The sequence below is a fragment of the Sphingomonas sp. Leaf33 genome (assembly GCF_001421785.1).
Lineage (GTDB): Bacteria > Pseudomonadota > Alphaproteobacteria > Sphingomonadales > Sphingomonadaceae > Sphingomonas.
Map to the genome: position 1 here is coordinate 480,121 of NZ_LMLB01000017.1, position 16,377 is coordinate 496,497.

The window sequence follows — 16,377 nt, forward strand, 5'->3', positions numbered from 1 at the left end:
GGGAAATGGTTAACGCGCGGTCAGCGGTCGCGGCGCCCCAGCAGGCGCAGACGCAGCGCATTGAGCTTGATGAAGCCTGCCGCGTCTCGCTGGTCATAGGCGCCCTGGTCGTCCTCGAACGTCACGACCTTTTCGCTGTAGAGCGAATAGGGCGACTTGCGGCCGGTGACGTGGCACGAGCCCTTGTACAGCTTGAGGCGGACGGTGCCGGTGACCTTTTCCTGGCTGTAATCGACCGCGGCCTGCAGCATCTCGCGCTCCGGCGAGAACCAGAAGCCGTTGTAGACCAGTTCGGCATAGCGGGGCGCCAGTTCGTCCTTCAGATGGGCAGCGCCGCGGTCGAGCGTGATCTGCTCGATCCCGCGATGGGCCAGGGCGTAGATGGTGCCGCCCGGCGTCTCATACATGCCGCGGCTCTTCATGCCGACGAAGCGGTTCTCGACCAGGTCGAGGCGGCCGATGCCGTGCCTGCGGCCGAGATCGTTGAGCGCGGCGAGGAGCGTCGCCGGGCTCATCGCCTCGCCATTCAGCGCGACGCCGTCGCCGCGCTCGAAGTCGATCGTGATCGTCTCCGGCTGGTCGGGTGCGTCCTCCGGATTGACGGTGCGCGAATAGACATAGTCGGGAACCTCGTCCCACGGATCCTCGAGCACTTTCCCTTCCGACGAGGTATGCAGCAGGTTTGCGTCGGTCGAGAATGGTGCTTCGCCGCGCTTGTCCTTGCTGACCGGAATCTGGTGCGCCTCGGCGAATTCGATCAGCCGGGTGCGGCTGGTCAGGTCCCATTCGCGCCAAGGCGCGATGACCTTGATGTCGGGGGCGAGCGCATAATAGCCGAGTTCGAAGCGGACCTGATCGTTGCCCTTGCCGGTCGCGCCGTGGCTGACCGCGTCGGCGTTCACCGCGCGGGCGATCTCGATCTGGCGCTTGGCGATCAGTGGCCGCGCAATCGAGGTGCCGAGCAGGTACAGCCCCTCGTACAGCGCATTCGCGCGCATCATCGGGAAGACGTAGTCCTTGACGAACTCCTCGCGCAGGTCGTCGATGAAGATGTGTTCGGGTTTGACGCCTGCCATCTCGGCCTTGCGGCGCGCCGGCTCCAGTTCCTCGCCTTGGCCCAGGTCCGCGGTGAAGGTCACGACCTCGCAGCCATATTCGGTCTGGAGCCATTTCAGGATGACGGAAGTGTCGAGGCCACCCGAATAGGCGAGCACTACACGATTGATGTCGGCGTCGCCGGCGGGGCGCTTGATGGAGGAGTCGGTCATCCGCGCGCCTTTAGAAGGCTAGGCCACCCGTCGCAACAGCCGCGGCACATAAGCGCCGAGCGTGGCGGCGCGGTAGAGGTAGCTGAGCGTCAGCGCGATCCAGACGCCGGCGTCGCCACGCCCGCGTAGCGCGAGGTCGGTGGCGATATAAAGTGCGGTCGCCAGGATCGCGGCGTTGCGCAGCGCCCGGCCGTCGGTCGCGCCGATGAAGATGCCATCGAGCAGCCACGCCGGCATGCCGATGACCGGAAGCGCGACGACGAAAGGCAGCAGCGCGAGCGCCTGCGACTGGACCGCCGGATTGGTCGTCATCACGGGAATCGCCGCCGCACCGCCCAGCGCGATCAGTCCCGCAAAGAGGATGGCGGCGGCGAGCGAGAATTCGCCCGTCAGCCGGATCGCGCGGAGGATCCCGGCGCGCGATCCTGCGCCGATCGCATGGCCGACGCGTGCTTCCGCGGTGAAGGCGAACCCATCGAGCACGAAGGCGGTCAGCGCGACCGCCTGCATCAGGATCTGGTTGGCGGCCAGCGTCTCGGCGCCCAGCCGTGCGCCGGCGTTCGCGAACCAGGCGAGCAGCGTCAGCAGCGCGATCGTCCGCACCATGATGTCGGCGTTGACCGCGAACAGGCGGGCGAGCGCGGCGCGACCGAACACGCGGGCGCGGGCCAGACCGCGCAGGTGTGGCGCGACGATCGCCAGCCCGGCGATCAGCGCGCTCCATTCGGCGATCGCAGTACCGATGCCGACACCCCACGCGCCCAGGCCCATCCGCCAGACCACCAGCGCGCACGCAGCGATGTTCACGAGGTTCATCCAGCCCTGCAGACCCAGCGCCGCGCGAGTCCGGCCGAGGCCCAGCAGCCAGCCGTTGATGGCAAACACGGCGAGCGCCGCCGGTGCGCCGAAGAACCGCGCCGAGACATAGGCGCGGCCGGCGGCATCGACCGCCGCATCGCCGGCAAAGAGCAAAAACGCAGCGGGCACCAGCACGACCTGCAAGGCGGCCAGCAGCGCGCCCAGCCCTGCGCCGATCGCCAGCCCGCGCGCCAGCAGTGCCGCCACCTCGTCCACATCGCCGCGCCCGCTCGCCTGCGCGGTCAGCCCGGTCATGCCCATCCTGAGGAAGCCGAAGCTCCAGAACAGGAAGCTGACGATCGTCCCGCCCAGCGCCACGCCGGCCAGCGCCGCGGCGTCGCCGGTCCGACCGATCACCGCGGTATCGACGATCCCGACCAGCGGTACCGTCGCCTGGCCCAGCATGATCGGCCACGCCTGCGCCAGGATCGCGCGGCGGGTGAGGGGCAGGGCGCTCACCGGATCAGGCGCGGAGTGCGGCCTCGGCCTGCATCATGTAATCGCGCGTGATCGGTAGTGCGTGGCGGTCGCGGGCGAATTGCAGCTGGTAGTTCACCAGGCCACCGTAGCGAAAGCTGACCATCGATCCGGCGAGATAATAGGTCCACATCCGGTAGAAGCGTTCGTCGTACAGCGCCACGATCGCGTCCTTCGCCGCGACCGTGCGGTCGTACCAGGCGTCGAGCGTCAGCGCGTAATGCAGCCGCAGCACCTCGACGTCTGTGCAGTACATCCGGAGCCCCTCATAGCCTTGAGAGATCTCGCTCAGCGCCGGAATGTAGCCGCCGGGAAAGATGTACTTGGACGTGAAGGTGTCGGTGACGCCGGGCCCGCCGGCACGGCCGATGGTGTGCATCAGCATCACGCCGTCGTCGCTCAGCAGCTCGCGGCACTTGGCGAAGAAGTTTCGATAATGCTTCGTGCCGACATGCTCGAACATCCCCACCGACACGATGCGGTCGAAACGGCCGGTCATGGCGCGGTAATCGATCAGTTCGAAGCGGACCTTGTCGGCAACCCCGGCATCGGCGGCGCGGCGGCGGGCGACCTTCAGCTGCTCTTCGCTGAGCGTGATGCCCGTCACCTCGGCGCCGGTCTTGGCGTGGATGTAGAGCGCCATCCCGCCCCAGCCGCAGCCGATGTCGAGCACGCGCATCCCGGGCCGGATCGCCAGCTTCGCGACAATATGCGCCTTCTTGTCGATCTGCGCCTGTTCCAGCGTGGTCGTGGGGTCGGTGAAATAGGCGCAGGAATATTGGCGGTCGACGTCGAGGAACAGGTCGTACAGCCGATCCGACAGGTCATAATGATGCGCGACGTTCCGCTTCGCGCGCCGCGCCATGTTGGCGCGGTTCAGGCGGAAACGCAGCGACTCCGCCACACGCCCCAGGCCGGAGGCGCGCAGCGCGGGGCTGCCGTCCTCCCAGCGGTTGCTGCCCACCGCCAGCGTCAGCAGGTCGCGGATATCGCCCTGTTCGATCCTCAGGTCGCCGTCCATGTATGCCTCCGCCGCGCCCAGGGCAGGATCGCGGGCGATGCGGAGTGCCGCGCCCCTAGCCAGGCGGATGGCGACACCGGGCCAAGCCGGGTCGCCATCGCCGAAGGTGCGCGTGGACCCGTCGGGATGGATCACGCTCAGGCGACCGCGGGTAAAGGCCCGGGCGAAGAATAGGTCGATCAGCGCCATTACCGGCTCGCTATCGCATCGCCGGTCCGCGCGAAACCCCCGCTAGGCCGATCGGGTGAGCAGGGCGCGGGCCTGGCGCAGGTGCGGCGCATCGACCATCCGGCCATCGACGCTCAGCGCGCCGGCCGCCGGGTTGGCGGCAAAGGCATCGACGATCGCCTGCGCGCGCGCGATCGCCTCCGGGGTGGGCGTGAATGCCGCGTTGATGACCGGCACCTGCGCGGGATGGATCGCCATCATGCCGGTGAAGCCGTCGCGCGCGCCGCGGCGGGCGTAGGCCTCCAGCCCCGCGGTGTCGCGAAAGGCGGGGTAGACCGTCTCGATGGGTGCGATCCCGGCCGCGGCGGCGCCGAACAGGGTCAGGGCGCGGGCCATATGATAAGGCGCAGTATAGCTGCCGTCGTCCTCGCGGCTGGTTTCCGCGCCGATCGCCGCGGGCAGGTCCTCCGCGCCCCAGGTCAGGCCGGCCAGACGGGCGGGCGCATCGGCATAGCTGCCGATCTGAAAGATCGCACGCGGCGTCTCGGTCGCGATCGGCAGGATCGGCGCGGTGCGGTCGCCGCGGTCGGCCAGGCGCGCGTCGAGATCGAGGACGGATGCGCTGCCCTCCGCCTTGGGCAGCACCCAGCCATCGGGGCGCGCGGGCGCAACCGCGTCCAGGTCGGCGTCGGCAAGTCCCCCGTCGAGCGGGTTGATGCGGACGAACAGCGCGACGTGGCGTGCGGTACGGCCGAGGAAGTCGGCGACCAGGCGGCGGGCGGCGTCCTTTGCCGTGGCCGCGACGGCATCCTCCAGGTCGAGGATCAGCGCATCGGCGCCGCTCGCCAGTGCCTTTTCCATCCGGTCGGGCCGGTCACCGGGAACGAAAAGGAGCGAGCGGAGGCGCATTCGGTCAGTCTCCAAAAAATCTTTTCAGTTCCGCGCAGGCGATAATCCATCTCCCGCACGTGCCCGGTTTCAGGTGCCGGAAATGGGTCTCGCCTGCGCGGGGACGAACGGGCAGCTAGATCCCCGCGTACCATTCGTATCCGGCGACATCTTCCCAGTAACCGCCCTTGCCGCCGAAGACGGAGCCAAGCGCCGCCACCGCCTCGATCCGCTGAACGTACTTGGCGTGCTTGTAGCCCAACTGCCGCTCGACCCGCAGCCGCACCGGTGCGCCGTTGGGGACACCGAGCACCCGGTCGTTCAGCATCCACGCCAGGATGGTCTGCGGGTGGAAGGCGTCGATCAGGTCGATCGATTCGTAATAGGGCCGCCCGCCCAGCCGATCGGCGCAGTGGAACACCAGATATCGCGCGTCGTCGCGTAGCCCAGCGAATTCCAGGATCGGCGTCAACCGCGGGCCGGTCCATTTGCCGATCGCGCTCCATCCCTCGACGCAGTCGTGGCGGGTGATCTGCGTCCGCGCCGGCATCGCGCGCAGGTCGGCGATCGACAGGTCGAGCGGCCGGCGGACCAGCCCGTCGATCCGCACTCGCCAGTCGGCGAAACCGGTCGCCGCCGACGCATTGTAATCGGGCGTGTTTGGATTGTTCGTCCCGTTGGCGCGAAAGATCGGCGATCGCTGGTCGGCGCGGAATTCGGGCGCCAGCGCGGTGCGATCGGTCAGCGCGCGCTGGAGAACGCGGTGCCCGTCCTCGGCCGAGCCGAGCAGCCGCTGGCCGACGTCGCTCGACGCGACGCGGTCGCACCCGGCCAGCAGTCCGCCCGCGGCGGTCACCAGCGCCTGTCTGCGCGTCAGGATCATGCGCCGTGGTCCTCCGGCACTCGCCATTTGCCGGTGATCATCGACCGCACCTCGTTCCACACGCCCGCCAGCAGCACCAGAGCCAGATGGACGATGATGAACAGCGCGACCGCGATCATCAGGATGAAGTGGATCGACCGCGCCGACTGCCGCCCGCCGAAGATGTCGAGCAGCCACGGCCACGCGGCATCCATCCCCGGCGACATGGCGAGCCCGGTCAGGATCAGCCCCGGCAGCGCGACGAAGATGATGCCGACGTAGCTCAGCTTCTGGAAGATGTTGTACGCCCGCGGATTCTCAGGATCGTGGAATCTGAAGGAAAGGTGTTCGCGCAAATCATGCGCCAGCGCCCGCGGCGCCAGTTCGCGCGCCCGGACGCGCAGGTCGCGCTGGAAGTGCCGGTTGACCAGGCTGACGATCATGAACGCGAGCAACGCGAAGCCAAGCACCAGCGCGAACGCCAGGTGCCACCGCCGCGCGAGCGCAAGATTGTAGCTTTCGGGAATCGTCATCCAGCCGGGCACGCGGCCGCCCTCGAACACCCAACCGACATGAAACCAGGCGGGGTCGAAATTCGCGCCGTAACGGCCCCAATAGAGGTGCGGGTGGGCGTTCAGGATCATCAGTCCGCTGCCCAGCAGCACGATGACGCTGACCGCGGTCACCCAGTGCCACAGCCGCGTCGCCAGTGCGTGACGGCGAATGATCGTGTCGGGTGGGGTCGCCATCGCCTGCAATCTACTCACATCGCGGCGAATGCGCCAAGCACCAATCCGTCTCAGCCATATGCCCGCCAGAAGAACACCGCGGTCGTCGCGCCCGTTACGGTCAGCGTCCAGATGCGCACCGCCAGCGGCGACAGTCGCTTGCCCAGCGCCGCGCCAAGCCAGCCGCCCAGAATGCCGCCCAGCAGCATCGGCAGCGCGGCCGTCCAGCGCACCATCCCGAACCAGACGAACACGAACGCCGCGGCGAAATTGGCCACCGCCAGCATCAGCGTGCGCGGCGCAAACATCGCACGCGGGTCGATGTTGGCGAGCAGCCCGTACAGTGCGGTGGTAATCAGCCCGACTCCGCCGCCGAAATAGCCGCCGTAAATCCCCAGCAGGCTCTGCGCGACGACCAATGTCCGCGGCCCGATGGTGACACGGGCGTGCAGCCACGCCGCAGCGACCTTGCCGAAGAGCATGACAAGGAACGCGAACAGCAGCAGCCACGGGATGATAAGGTCGAACGCCCGGCTGGGCGTGACGACCAGCAGCGCACTACCGGCCAGCCCGCCGATGAAGGTGATGAGCGCCAGCGTCCGCCAGCCGATCCCGCCGATCGGCCCCAGTTCCTTGCGATAGGCGAGCGCACTCGCCCCCGCGCCGGGCAGCAGCGCGACGTTGGACGTCGCATTGGCGATGTTCGCCGGCAGCCCGAGCGCGATCAGCGACGGCAGCGTCGCGAACGTCCCGCCCCCGGCCAGCGCATTCATCGCTCCGCCGACGCACCCGGCGGCGAAGGGGAGGAGGTAGGGGACGAGCGTGGCCATGCGTCGTCCTACCCATGTTGCCGCCGGTGTCGAGGTTTGCCGCAATTTTTGGTGGTTAGCTGCCGTTCGCAAGCGAGACAGTTTCGATGATGTCTGCAAGCATGAAATCGCCGCCACAGCTTCCGGTGATGCACCACGCGTTCGTCAGGCCATTGAGCGCGACGGGCGGGTATTCAGCCATGTCCGATGCGACACTTTTAGCCAGATATGACGATGCGACTTTGAAAGGACGCTCTTCGATTAGCAGTTCTGTCCAAGCCCGGACTGCATCGCATTCGTTAAACGCACGAACCTGCGACACGTTGGTGGTGCCTCGAAATTCGGATACGATTGTGAAAAGCCGGGCGGACATGACGATTGATTGATGCAAATATTCAATGTCCGCAACTGGGCGATTGCAGCCCGTCCGCTTTTGGGATGGGCGCATTGGGAGCGGAACGACCGGAATTGGTGGTTAGCTGCCGTTCGACTGGCCGACCCGAAATGGGTGCCGTGGGTTCCGGCGAACGAACTCGTCAACCTCCCGCAAGCGCTCTGGAAACGCCTCGGCCTCTTGCCATCGCGTGTGATTTACAAAGCGAAATCCGGCAAGCCAGAGCGCGCGGACCTTGGCCCACTGCTCGTCGTCAGACTTTTTTGGCACCTTGAACGCACGCCCCATCGCGTGAAGCGGGCCGCCGCATTCTGGGCACTTGCCAATAGCTTCGTCTGGCAGCTTCCAAGATTTCCGGCATTCAAAGCAGGCGTGCGGCCAGAGGCAGCGTGGGCCGCGAAGATAGGGGACTGACGCCAGTATGGGCAACGCTCTGGTCCCCGTCGCTTGACGGACTTCCATTCGCTCTGACTTGGTCGGCGGTTGGGCCATCGGCGCTGTATGCGACCAAGCGGCGAATGTCCGCAAGTGGGCGTCAGCGGCCCGTCCGCTTTCGGCACAGGGCAAAATTTGGGCGGGAACGACCGGGATTGGGTGAATAGCGAACGTGCCGCTATCGACGTATTGTGCCGTCATGAACGCCCTAATCGCATTCGAAGCCAAGAACGAAAACACATCCAAGCTGCTCAGACGCAGGCTTGAGACGTTCCCGACATGGGTTGCTCTTACGCCTTCGGCATATTTGATCGTCGCTACCGAGAGTATATCCGAGCTTATTGAAACCCTTCAACGTCACCTTGGGCCACAGGACCAGCTATGGGTATTTGAGCCGACTGCGCGATGGGCAGGATATGGCGACCCGATCGTTGACGACCACGTGGTGGGCATTCTCGGCGACGGGGTTGATTGGATACCAACCGACTGGCCAGAGCGAGCGCAGGGGCAGTAGTGCAATGTCCGCAATTGGGGCGAAAGCAGCCGCCCGGCCATTACCCCAGCGCCGCCTGCTTCTCCTCCGCCAGCCGGTCCAGTTCCGCGCGGCTCTTGCGTTCGGCGTTGGTCTTCAGCTGGCCGCACGCCGCGTCGATGTCGCGGCCGCGGGGCGTGCGGACGGGGGCGGAGATGCCGCCTTCGAAGACGATGTTCGAGAAGGACCGCACGCGTTCCGGCGTCGAGGTCTCGTAGTCCGCGCCGGGCCACGGGTTGAACGGGATCAGGTTGACCTTGGCCGGCAGATTATACTGCTTCAACAGGCGCACGAGTTCGTGCGCTTCGGCGTCGCTGTCGTTCTTGTCCTTGATCATCACATATTCGAACGTGATGCGGCGCGCGTTGTTGGCGCCGGGGTAGTCGGCGCAGGCCTGCAACAGCTGTTCGATCCCGTATTTCTTGTTCAGCGGCACGAGTTCGTCGCGCACGTCCTTCGTCACCGCGTGGAGCGACACGGCCAGGTTCACGCCGATCTCGTCGCCCGCGCGCGCCATCAAGGGTACGACGCCGCTGGTCGAGAGCGTGATGCGCCGCTTGCTGAGCGCCAATCCGTCGCCGTCCATGACCAGCTTTAAAGCATCGCGGACGTTGTCGAAGTTATACAGCGGCTCGCCCATGCCCATCATCACGATGTTGGTCAGCATCCGCCCCTCAGGAGCGCTCGGCCATTCGCCGAGCGCGTCGCGCGCGAGCATCACCTGGCCGACGATCTCGGCGGGCGTCAGGTTGCGCACCAGCCGCATCGTGCCGGTGTGGCAGAAGCGGCAATTGAGCGTGCAGCCAACTTGGCTGGATACGCAGAGCGTGCCGCGGTCGGCGTCGGGGATGAACACCGCTTCGTAATCCTGCCCGTCGTCGCTGCGGAGCAGCCACTTGCGCGTGCCGTCGCTGCTGACTTGTGCGCTGACGACTTCGGGGCGCGAGATGACGAACCGCCGCGCCAGCCACGGGCGCAGCTGCTTCGAGATGTCGGTCATCAGCTCGAAATCGGTGACGCCGCGATTGTACATCCAGTGCCACAGCTGCTTGGCGCGCAGCTTGGCCTGTTTCGGCTCCAGCTGCGCGGTTTCCAGCGCCATGCGCAGGTCGTCGCGCGACAGGCCGAGCAGGTCGATCCGCCCGTCGCTGCGCATCGGCAGGGGGCGGGGGACGGGCACGGGGTCGATATGCCCGGGGATGGACATGGGGGCGGCCGAGGCTGAATGCATGTCCGCCATATAGTCGATCGGGCGGGGTTTTTCTACCAGGCGTGATGAGGATGGCGGGTCAGTCGTCCTCCCGTTCGTGCCGAGCCTGTCGAAGCACCGTTCTGCGGTACGAGGACGATGTCCTTGCAGCGCGACTACGCTCAGCAAGAACGGGATGGACTTATCGTTTGGCGCACCCGACTGCCGCTGCGTCGATCGCGGTCGCCGCCCCTTGCAGCGCGTACACATCGACCACCGGTCTCCCGTCGCGCCCGCGCGTCTCGATGCTCATGCTCCGTCCGCCGCGCATCGCTGCGACGATGGCGGTGTCGGTCGCGGCATCGGGCGACCAGGCGTCGGCGGGGCCGGCGAGCAGGTCGAAGCGGCGCTGGCCGATCGACAGGGTCACTTTTGCGTTGCCGCTGCGGGGGCGACTCAGGTGGACGTGGAGCTGGTGGCGCAGGCCCGCGCCGGGCCATGTCGCGACACTGGCGAAGGGGCGGGTGGGGCGCTTGCGGCCCAGCGGTTCCGCGATGGCGAAGCAGCGCGCCGGGCTCGCGTCACGGAACGCGCCCCAGTCGGCGTAGATGCCGATCGCCTGCCGGCCGGTGAACGCGGCCTGGAGCGCCAGCGCGAGCACGACGCTCATGTCGGCGTCTCGTGCGCGCCGGTGCCGCGGTGGACGATCGTCTCACCGCCCTGCTCGATCAGCGCGATCGATCCTTGCCGCAGCGCGGGCGCGACGGGCGCGTCGAAGCCGGGGAGGACGGCCTGGCCCGTCATCACGCCCCGCAGCACGCGGCTGGACATGCCGTGCATGACGACCAGGCGGTCGCCGGGGTCGGCGTTCGTGTCCTCGACCCACCCCGACACCCGTGCGGCGATCGCATCATACCACTCGCCACCCTCCGGCGGGCGGGTATACAGGCCCTGCCCGCGATCGACGAACGGGCCGACCTCCGCCTCCAGCTCGCGGTAGTAGCGGCCGCTCCACGCGCCCATGCCGATCTCGACCAGCCGTGCGTCGGTGCGCGCCTGGTGCCAGTCGAGTTCGAGATGCTCGGCGATGATGGCCAGCGTCTGGAGCGCGCGGCCGGCGGGGGAGGACCACAGCGTCAGCTTGGGCGCCGCGCCCATCGCATCGGCCTGCGCGAATCCGGCCCGGGTCAGCGGCGTGTGCGGATGGTCGCCCTGCATACGGCCGGCGCGATTATAGACGGTTTCGCCATGCCGCATGACGAAGTCGCGGCCGGCGCGTGTGCTGGGTACTGCCATGACCGCATGGATTGGCGGGCCGGACACCGGTTGTCCACAACTCTCAGCGCCGCATTAACCATCCGGTAATCCCCTCCATATGAGAGGGAAGGGCGCTTGATACCAAGTGGTTTCGGGGTAGAAAGCAAATCGGCAAACTTGCCACCGGCGACCTTTCACGAGTCGTTCTGGGGGGCGTTCCGGGGGTTTTGAAGGCATGAAGGCGACGATCGAACGCGCGACCCTGTTGAAGGGGCTGAGCCACGTCCAGTCGGTGGTCGAGCGACGCAACACCATTCCCATCCTGTCGAACGTGCTGATCGAGGCGACCGGCGAAGGCGCGATCCGGCTGATGGCAACCGACCTCGACCTGCAGGTCGACGAGACGGTGCCGGCCGCGGTCGACCAGCCGGGCACGACGACGGTCAGCGCGCACACCCTGTTCGACATCGCCCGCAAGCTGCCGGAGGGCAGTCAGGTCGAGCTGTCGGCCGCCGAAGGCCGCCTTCAGATTCGCGCCGGCCGCTACAATTCGTCGTTGCCGACGCTGCCGCGCGACGACTTCCCGGTCATTGCCGAGGGCGAACTGCCGACGACGTTCGAACTGCCCGCGGAAACGCTGAAGCAGATCATCGACAAGACGCGCTTCGCGATCTCGACCGAAGAGACGCGCTATTACCTTAACGGCATCTTCCTGCACGTCGCCGACGATAATGGCCAGCCGGTGCTGAAGGCGGCGGCGACCGATGGTCACCGCCTCGCGCGCGTCACCGTGCCGCGGCCGGATGGCGCGGAAGCGATGCCGGACGTGATCGTCCCGCGCAAATGCGTGGGCGAACTGCGCAAGCTGCTCGACGAAGTCGACGGGTCGGTCGGCGTGTCGCTGTCGGGCAGCAAGATCCGCTTCGATCTGGGCCAGGCGATCCTGACCAGCAAGCTGATCGACGGCACCTTCCCCGACTATTCACGCGTCATCCCGACCGCGAACGACAAGCTGCTGAAGCTCGACCCGCGCAGTTTCGAAGAGGGCGTCGACCGCGTGTCAACCATCGCCAGCGAAAAGACGCGCGCGGTAAAAATGGCGCTCGACCGCGACAAGATCACGCTGTCGGTGACCAGCCCCGAAAACGGCGCGGCGATCGAGGAAGTGCCGGGCGACTATGCGTCGATGCCATTCGAAATCGGCTTCAACAGCCGCTATCTGCTCGACATCCTGAACCAGATCCAGGGCGACACGGTGGAAGTCCACCTGAACGACGCCGCCGCGCCGACGCTGATCCGCGAGAATGACAAATCGCCGGCGCTGTACGTGCTGATGCCGATGCGGGTGTGAGCGGGGCCGAGCGAGGCGGATAAGGAACTTATCCGCCGGTGCGCGAAAAGCGCGCACGCGATAGACCGGCCAGCGCCGCCAAAGCGGCGACTGACGTCACGGGATTTACTCCCGTGACGGTCTCCACGACATAACGATTGTCATCGTGGCGACGGTGGGAAGGCGTAGTCGCCGAACGTCGCGCAACTCACGCCTGCCAGCCAGGATTTATCCCCGCCTTCGCGGGGATGACAGTGGTGAGGCTTGCTCCAGATCGCCCTGGGCTCCCGCCTGCGCGGGAGCACGGGGGGTAGCGCAGATTACTCCTCGGCCGCCGCGACGCCCTGCGACTCCTCCGCCCGCCCCGCCGTCATCGTCGGGCCCGGCCCGGTCGCCGGCCGCAGTCCGTCGCGCTCGCTCAACGGAACCGGTGCCGTCGGGTCAGGCCGGAACGCGTCAGGCGCGCGCTCCCCCGTGCCCGGGCGCGGCTGGTCGAGTGCCAGGTCGGGCGCGGCGTGTTCGGCATTTCCGGCCAGCGCACCGCGCTTGGCCAGTCGCCGCGCGAGATAGGCTCCGCCACCGATCAGGGCAGCGCCCAGCGTCAGCAGGCCGAAGGTATGCGCGCTGGGGATTGGCAGGTTGGGGCGGGGATCAGCGACCATCGCGGTAACTCCTTGGAATATGTTGTCCTGTAACAGCACGGCGCGGGGTCGCGTTCCGCGTAGGGCGGGGCATCTTGATCCGGGGCAAGGACTTTGCCATACTGACATCGTTGTAAGTAAAGGTGCGCCATGGCCACGCAAGCGATTGATTTCCCCGCCGACCCGCGTTCCGTCCCAACGGTCGCGCCCTACAATCCCGGCAAGCCGCTGAAGCGCGACTGGCGTTCGGCCTGGAATGCGCTGCGCCGGCTGATGGCGAACGGCGACGACACGGTGCAGGTGTTCCGCATCATGCGCGCGCTGAACGCCGATGCCAGCCAGAAGGGGTATCGCAAGCTGATCGCCACGCGCGAGGGCGGGCGGATCGCCTACGAACGCGTCGAGCTGGCCGAACGCTTCGGTAACCGTGCATGGCTCGATTCGCTGCCCGATGGCACGGTCGGCGCAACCTACCGCGCGTTCCTCGACCGCACCGGCTTCTCGGCCGCCGGCCTCGCCGATATCAGCGTCACCGATTACGATCCGGACGCCGTGGTGATGGAGCATCCCTATACCTGGTTCGGCCGGCGCGAGCGTGACATGCACGACATCTGGCACACGCTGACCGGCTACACGGCCGAAGAGCATCTGGGCGAGCTGTGCCTGGTCGCCTTTTCCTATGCGCAGACCGGCGGGCTCGGCTGGGCGGCGATCGCGGCGATGGGTGCGCTCAAGAGCCTATCGATGACCAGAAGCACGGTGGTGCTGCGCGCGGTCCTGGAAGGCTATGCTCACGGCAAGCGCGCCAAATGGCTGTCGGCGGAGGATTATGCGACGCTGCTCGCCGAACCGCTGGACAGCGCGCGGCAGCGGCTGGGGATCGCCGAGCCGGTGCTGTACCACAAGGCGCAGGCGATGCTCGCGGCAAAGGGCGTGCAGGCGATTTGACTCGCGCACGCCTGCGTTCGTGCTGAACTTGTCGAAGCACCGTCCTTCTTGGTGCGCCAGACCGTGCGACAGGAAGAAGGGCAGCCCTTCGACAGGCTCAGGGCGAACGGAGGTAGGGGTTCAAGCTGCAACCGCCCATCCCGGCTCGTCGTCGTTGGCGGGCTTGCGCAACCTCTGCGCCGTCCGTTGCCGACGCGGTGCACGACCGCGCGCGCGGCCGGGGAGGGGCAGGGTGCGCACCCAGGCCCTCAACCCCGCGATGCGCGTCATCGACACGGCGGTAACGACCGCAACCGCAGCGTCGAGATAGGCGGTCACTTCGAACATCGTGATCCAGCTGGCGAGTTCGGGCAGGCCCATCGCGATGATCCGCGCGCCCTCATGTCCCAGCACCGCGACGATCAGCCCGGTGCCGCCGAACAGGACGATGGCAAGCGTCACATGGCCCCGCGTGATCCGCGACAGCCGCGCGGCGGGCCGGTCGACCAGCATCCGCCGCAGCGCGCGGCCGGCGGGCGTGTCCCCCGCCAGCGCCAGCGCACCCCATGTCAGCAGCAGCGCGACCACGACATCCAGCATTCCGACCCCCATTGTTCTTCAGGCGTAACAGATGGGAAGCCGCTGTCCGCAGTTCCAGAGAGGCGCTAGGGGACAGTGTTCATGCTCTCCCGCCTCGTCCTGACCGATTATCGCAACCATGCCGCGACGACGATCGCCGCGGCGCCGGGTTTCGTCGTGCTGGCGGGCGACAACGGTGCGGGCAAGACCAACGTGCTGGAGGCGGTGTCGCTGCTCGCGCCCGGCCGGGGACTGCGGCGGGCCGCGCTGCCGGCAATCGCGCGGAGCGACGGGCCCGGCGGCTTCGGCGTCGCAGCGACGCTCGTTAGCGGGGACGAGGTCGCGACGGGCACGCTGGCGGCGGCGCCCGAGCGACGGATCGTGCGGATCAACGGTGCGACTGCGACCGCCAACGCGCTGGCCGAGCGGCTGAGCATCCTGTGGCTGACCCCGGCGATGGACCGGCTGTTCGTCGAGCCCGCGTCGGAGCGGCGGCGATTCCTCGACCGGCTGGTGCTGGCGCTGGCGCCCGGGCACGCGCATCACGCCGCACGCTACGAAGCGGCGATGCGCCAGCGCAACCGGCTGCTCGCCGACGATGTGCCGGCCGATCCGACCTGGCTGGCGGCGCTGGAAGCGGCGATGGCCGAGCATGGCGCGGCGATCGTCGCGGCGCGGCGCGGTGCGGTCGATGCGCTGAACGAGCGGCTGGCCGACGCCCCCGGCGGCTTTGCGCGCGCCGGGCTGGCGATTGACGGCGGCGAGGACGACGACCTCGCCCGCCGCCTGGGCGAGGGGCGCCGCCGCGATGCCGCCGCCGGGCGAACCCTGGCCGGGCCGCATCGCAGCGACCTGATCGTCACGCATCTCGACAAGGCGCAGGCCGCCGCGATCAGTTCGACCGGCGAGCAGAAGGCGCTGTTGTTCGGTATCGTCCTCGCCCATGCCGCGCTGGTCGCCGACCGCACCGGGCGCCCGCCGGTGCTATTGCTGGACGAAGTCGCCGCGCACCTCGATCCGCAGCGGCGGACGGCGCTGTTCGATGTGCTGTCGGGCGTCGGCCAGGTATGGATGACCGGGACCGAGCCCGCACTATTTGCCGGGCTGCCGGCCGATGCCGTGCAGTTGCGCGTCGATGGCGGGGAAATCGTCGCGCTCTAACGCGCGCTTAACCTTCGTCCGCTAGCGTTCCCGGTGAACCGACGGATGCCGCGTGCGTCCGCGATGGAGACCGAGTGTGATCGAAACGACGCCGCAGCCGGGCAGCCTTGCCGCCCAGATCGACATCGACCAGCGCCTGCGGGTATTCGGTTTCGACCGCGCGGTGACCGAAACGTGCCGCGCCGTGTGGACCGTCATCGAACCCGAGATCGCCCAGGTGTCCGAGGCCTATTGGCGGCAGTGGCTGACGCATTTCGGCGACCAGCGCGACTGGGCGCCGCATGAGAGCCAGAAGATGATCGATCTGGGCGCGGCGTTCCTGCGCGACCGGTTTCTCGACACCAGCGGTCGTCGCTGGATCGAATCGATCGAACGATCGGTCAGCGCCGCCTATGCGAGCAAGGTCCACCCGACCGCGCTGCGGTCGATGATCTGCGCCAGCGACCGCGTCGCGCTGGAAATCGTGCTGCGCAAGACGCGCACCGACGATCCGGCGCTGGCCACGATGATCGACGCGCTGATGCGCCTGACCAGCCTGGAAGGCGACATCACCGGATCGATGTACCGGATGCTCCAGCTGCACAGCGAGCGGACGATGCGCGACCGGCTGGCGGCCGATTTCCGCGAGACGATCGCGCTGACCGTCGAAGAGGCGTCGCAGACCGGCCTGTCGCTGCGCGGGCAGGCGGGGGCCACCTCGCTCGCCGCGCGCGGGATGCTGGGCAAGACCAGCGAAGTCGCCGCCGCCGCCGAACAGTCGGCGGTCGCGATGCGCGAGGCGGCGCAGACCGCTGCCGGCCTGATCCGCGCGATCGAGGATGCCCGGCTGGAGGTCGAGACCGCCGCCGAAGTC

Annotated in this window: 17 protein-coding genes and 1 pseudogene; 5 read left to right on the forward strand and 13 right to left on the reverse strand. The window is 67.7% G+C overall.

The window, feature by feature from the left end; translation table 11 throughout:
* Positions 1–20: 20 nt before the first annotated feature.
* From ASE86_RS15450 to ASE86_RS16165, 8 genes are all read right to left on the reverse strand, one after another.
* Positions 21–1,268 (reverse strand): argininosuccinate synthase, encoded by a 1,248-nt coding sequence (locus ASE86_RS15450; RefSeq protein ID WP_056428916.1) that lies wholly within the window; start codon positions 1,266–1,268, stop codon positions 21–23.
* 18 nt (positions 1,269–1,286) lie between these two features.
* Positions 1,287–2,585, reverse strand: a complete 1,299-nt coding sequence (locus ASE86_RS15455) for an MATE family efflux transporter (protein ID WP_056428918.1) — start codon at positions 2,583–2,585, stop codon at positions 1,287–1,289.
* A gap of 4 nt (positions 2,586–2,589) precedes the next feature.
* Positions 2,590–3,813, reverse strand: a complete 1,224-nt coding sequence (locus ASE86_RS15460; RefSeq protein WP_056428920.1) for an SAM-dependent methyltransferase — start codon at positions 3,811–3,813, stop codon at positions 2,590–2,592.
* A gap of 42 nt (positions 3,814–3,855) precedes the next feature.
* Complete coding sequence (locus tag ASE86_RS15465; RefSeq protein WP_056428923.1) at positions 3,856–4,701, reverse strand: HpcH/HpaI aldolase/citrate lyase family protein; 846 nt, start codon at positions 4,699–4,701, stop codon at positions 3,856–3,858.
* 115 nt (positions 4,702–4,816) lie between these two features.
* Positions 4,817–5,563 (reverse strand): molybdopterin-dependent oxidoreductase, encoded by a 747-nt coding sequence (locus tag ASE86_RS15470; RefSeq protein WP_056428926.1) that lies wholly within the window; start codon positions 5,561–5,563, stop codon positions 4,817–4,819.
* Entirely contained in the window at positions 5,560–6,291 is a 732-nt protein-coding gene (locus ASE86_RS15475; protein WP_056428930.1) for a cytochrome b/b6 domain-containing protein, read from the reverse strand. The genes ASE86_RS15470 and ASE86_RS15475 overlap by 4 nt, the downstream gene beginning before the upstream one ends.
* Before the next feature lie 50 nt (positions 6,292–6,341).
* Complete coding sequence (locus tag ASE86_RS15480; RefSeq protein ID WP_056428934.1) at positions 6,342–7,100, reverse strand: sulfite exporter TauE/SafE family protein; 759 nt, start codon at positions 7,098–7,100, stop codon at positions 6,342–6,344.
* A 55-nt stretch (positions 7,101–7,155) separates the two neighbouring features.
* On the reverse strand, positions 7,156–7,452 hold the full coding sequence (locus ASE86_RS16165; protein WP_156347217.1) for a hypothetical protein: 297 nt from the start codon (positions 7,450–7,452) through the stop codon (positions 7,156–7,158).
* Between the two features lie 12 nt (positions 7,453–7,464).
* Here ASE86_RS16165 and ASE86_RS16170 point away from each other — a divergent pair, with 12 nt between their 5' ends.
* A complete protein-coding gene (locus ASE86_RS16170) occupies positions 7,465–7,887 on the forward strand; it encodes a hypothetical protein (RefSeq protein ID WP_162233348.1) in 423 nt (140 codons plus the stop codon).
* 575 nt (positions 7,888–8,462) lie between these two features.
* On the opposite strand, the gene rlmN is transcribed toward ASE86_RS16170, so the two are convergent.
* From rlmN to ASE86_RS15500, 3 genes are all read right to left on the reverse strand, one after another.
* Positions 8,463–9,647 (reverse strand): 23S rRNA (adenine(2503)-C(2))-methyltransferase RlmN, encoded by a 1,185-nt coding sequence (rlmN, locus tag ASE86_RS15490; protein ID WP_414881300.1) that lies wholly within the window; start codon positions 9,645–9,647, stop codon positions 8,463–8,465.
* A 184-nt stretch (positions 9,648–9,831) separates the two neighbouring features.
* Positions 9,832–10,299, reverse strand: coding sequence for a hypothetical protein (locus tag ASE86_RS15495; RefSeq protein ID WP_056428939.1), 468 nt, complete (start codon positions 10,297–10,299; stop codon positions 9,832–9,834).
* Positions 10,296–10,925, reverse strand: coding sequence for a histidine phosphatase family protein (locus ASE86_RS15500; RefSeq protein WP_056428942.1), 630 nt, complete (start codon positions 10,923–10,925; stop codon positions 10,296–10,298). The genes ASE86_RS15495 and ASE86_RS15500 overlap by 4 nt, the downstream gene beginning before the upstream one ends.
* Positions 10,926–11,121: 196 nt before the next feature.
* Between ASE86_RS15500 and dnaN the strand changes: the two genes are divergently transcribed.
* Positions 11,122–12,237, forward strand: a complete 1,116-nt coding sequence (gene dnaN / locus ASE86_RS15505) for a DNA polymerase III subunit beta (RefSeq protein WP_056428945.1) — start codon at positions 11,122–11,124, stop codon at positions 12,235–12,237.
* Between the two features lie 299 nt (positions 12,238–12,536).
* On the opposite strand, the gene ASE86_RS15510 is transcribed toward dnaN, so the two are convergent.
* Positions 12,537–12,878, reverse strand: coding sequence for a hypothetical protein (locus ASE86_RS15510; RefSeq protein WP_056428950.1), 342 nt, complete (start codon positions 12,876–12,878; stop codon positions 12,537–12,539).
* Positions 12,879–13,007: 129 nt separating this feature from the next.
* On the opposite strand from ASE86_RS15510, the gene ASE86_RS15515 reads away from it, so the two are divergent.
* The gene (locus ASE86_RS15515) at positions 13,008–13,805 is read left to right on the forward strand and encodes a Coq4 family protein (protein WP_056428953.1); all 798 of its coding nucleotides are present in this window, start codon (positions 13,008–13,010) and stop codon (positions 13,803–13,805) included.
* Positions 13,806–13,925: 120 nt separating this feature from the next.
* On the opposite strand, the gene ASE86_RS15520 is transcribed toward ASE86_RS15515, so the two are convergent.
* Positions 13,926–14,384, reverse strand: a complete 459-nt coding sequence (locus ASE86_RS15520; protein WP_056428956.1) for a hypothetical protein — start codon at positions 14,382–14,384, stop codon at positions 13,926–13,928.
* 81 nt (positions 14,385–14,465) lie between these two features.
* Here ASE86_RS15520 and recF point away from each other — a divergent pair, with 81 nt between their 5' ends.
* On the forward strand, positions 14,466–15,524 hold the full coding sequence (gene recF, locus ASE86_RS15525) for a DNA replication/repair protein RecF (protein ID WP_056428959.1): 1,059 nt from the start codon (positions 14,466–14,468) through the stop codon (positions 15,522–15,524).
* A gap of 76 nt (positions 15,525–15,600) precedes the next feature.
* A pseudogene (locus ASE86_RS15530) lies at positions 15,601–16,377 on the forward strand (chemotaxis protein); the annotation flags it as partial.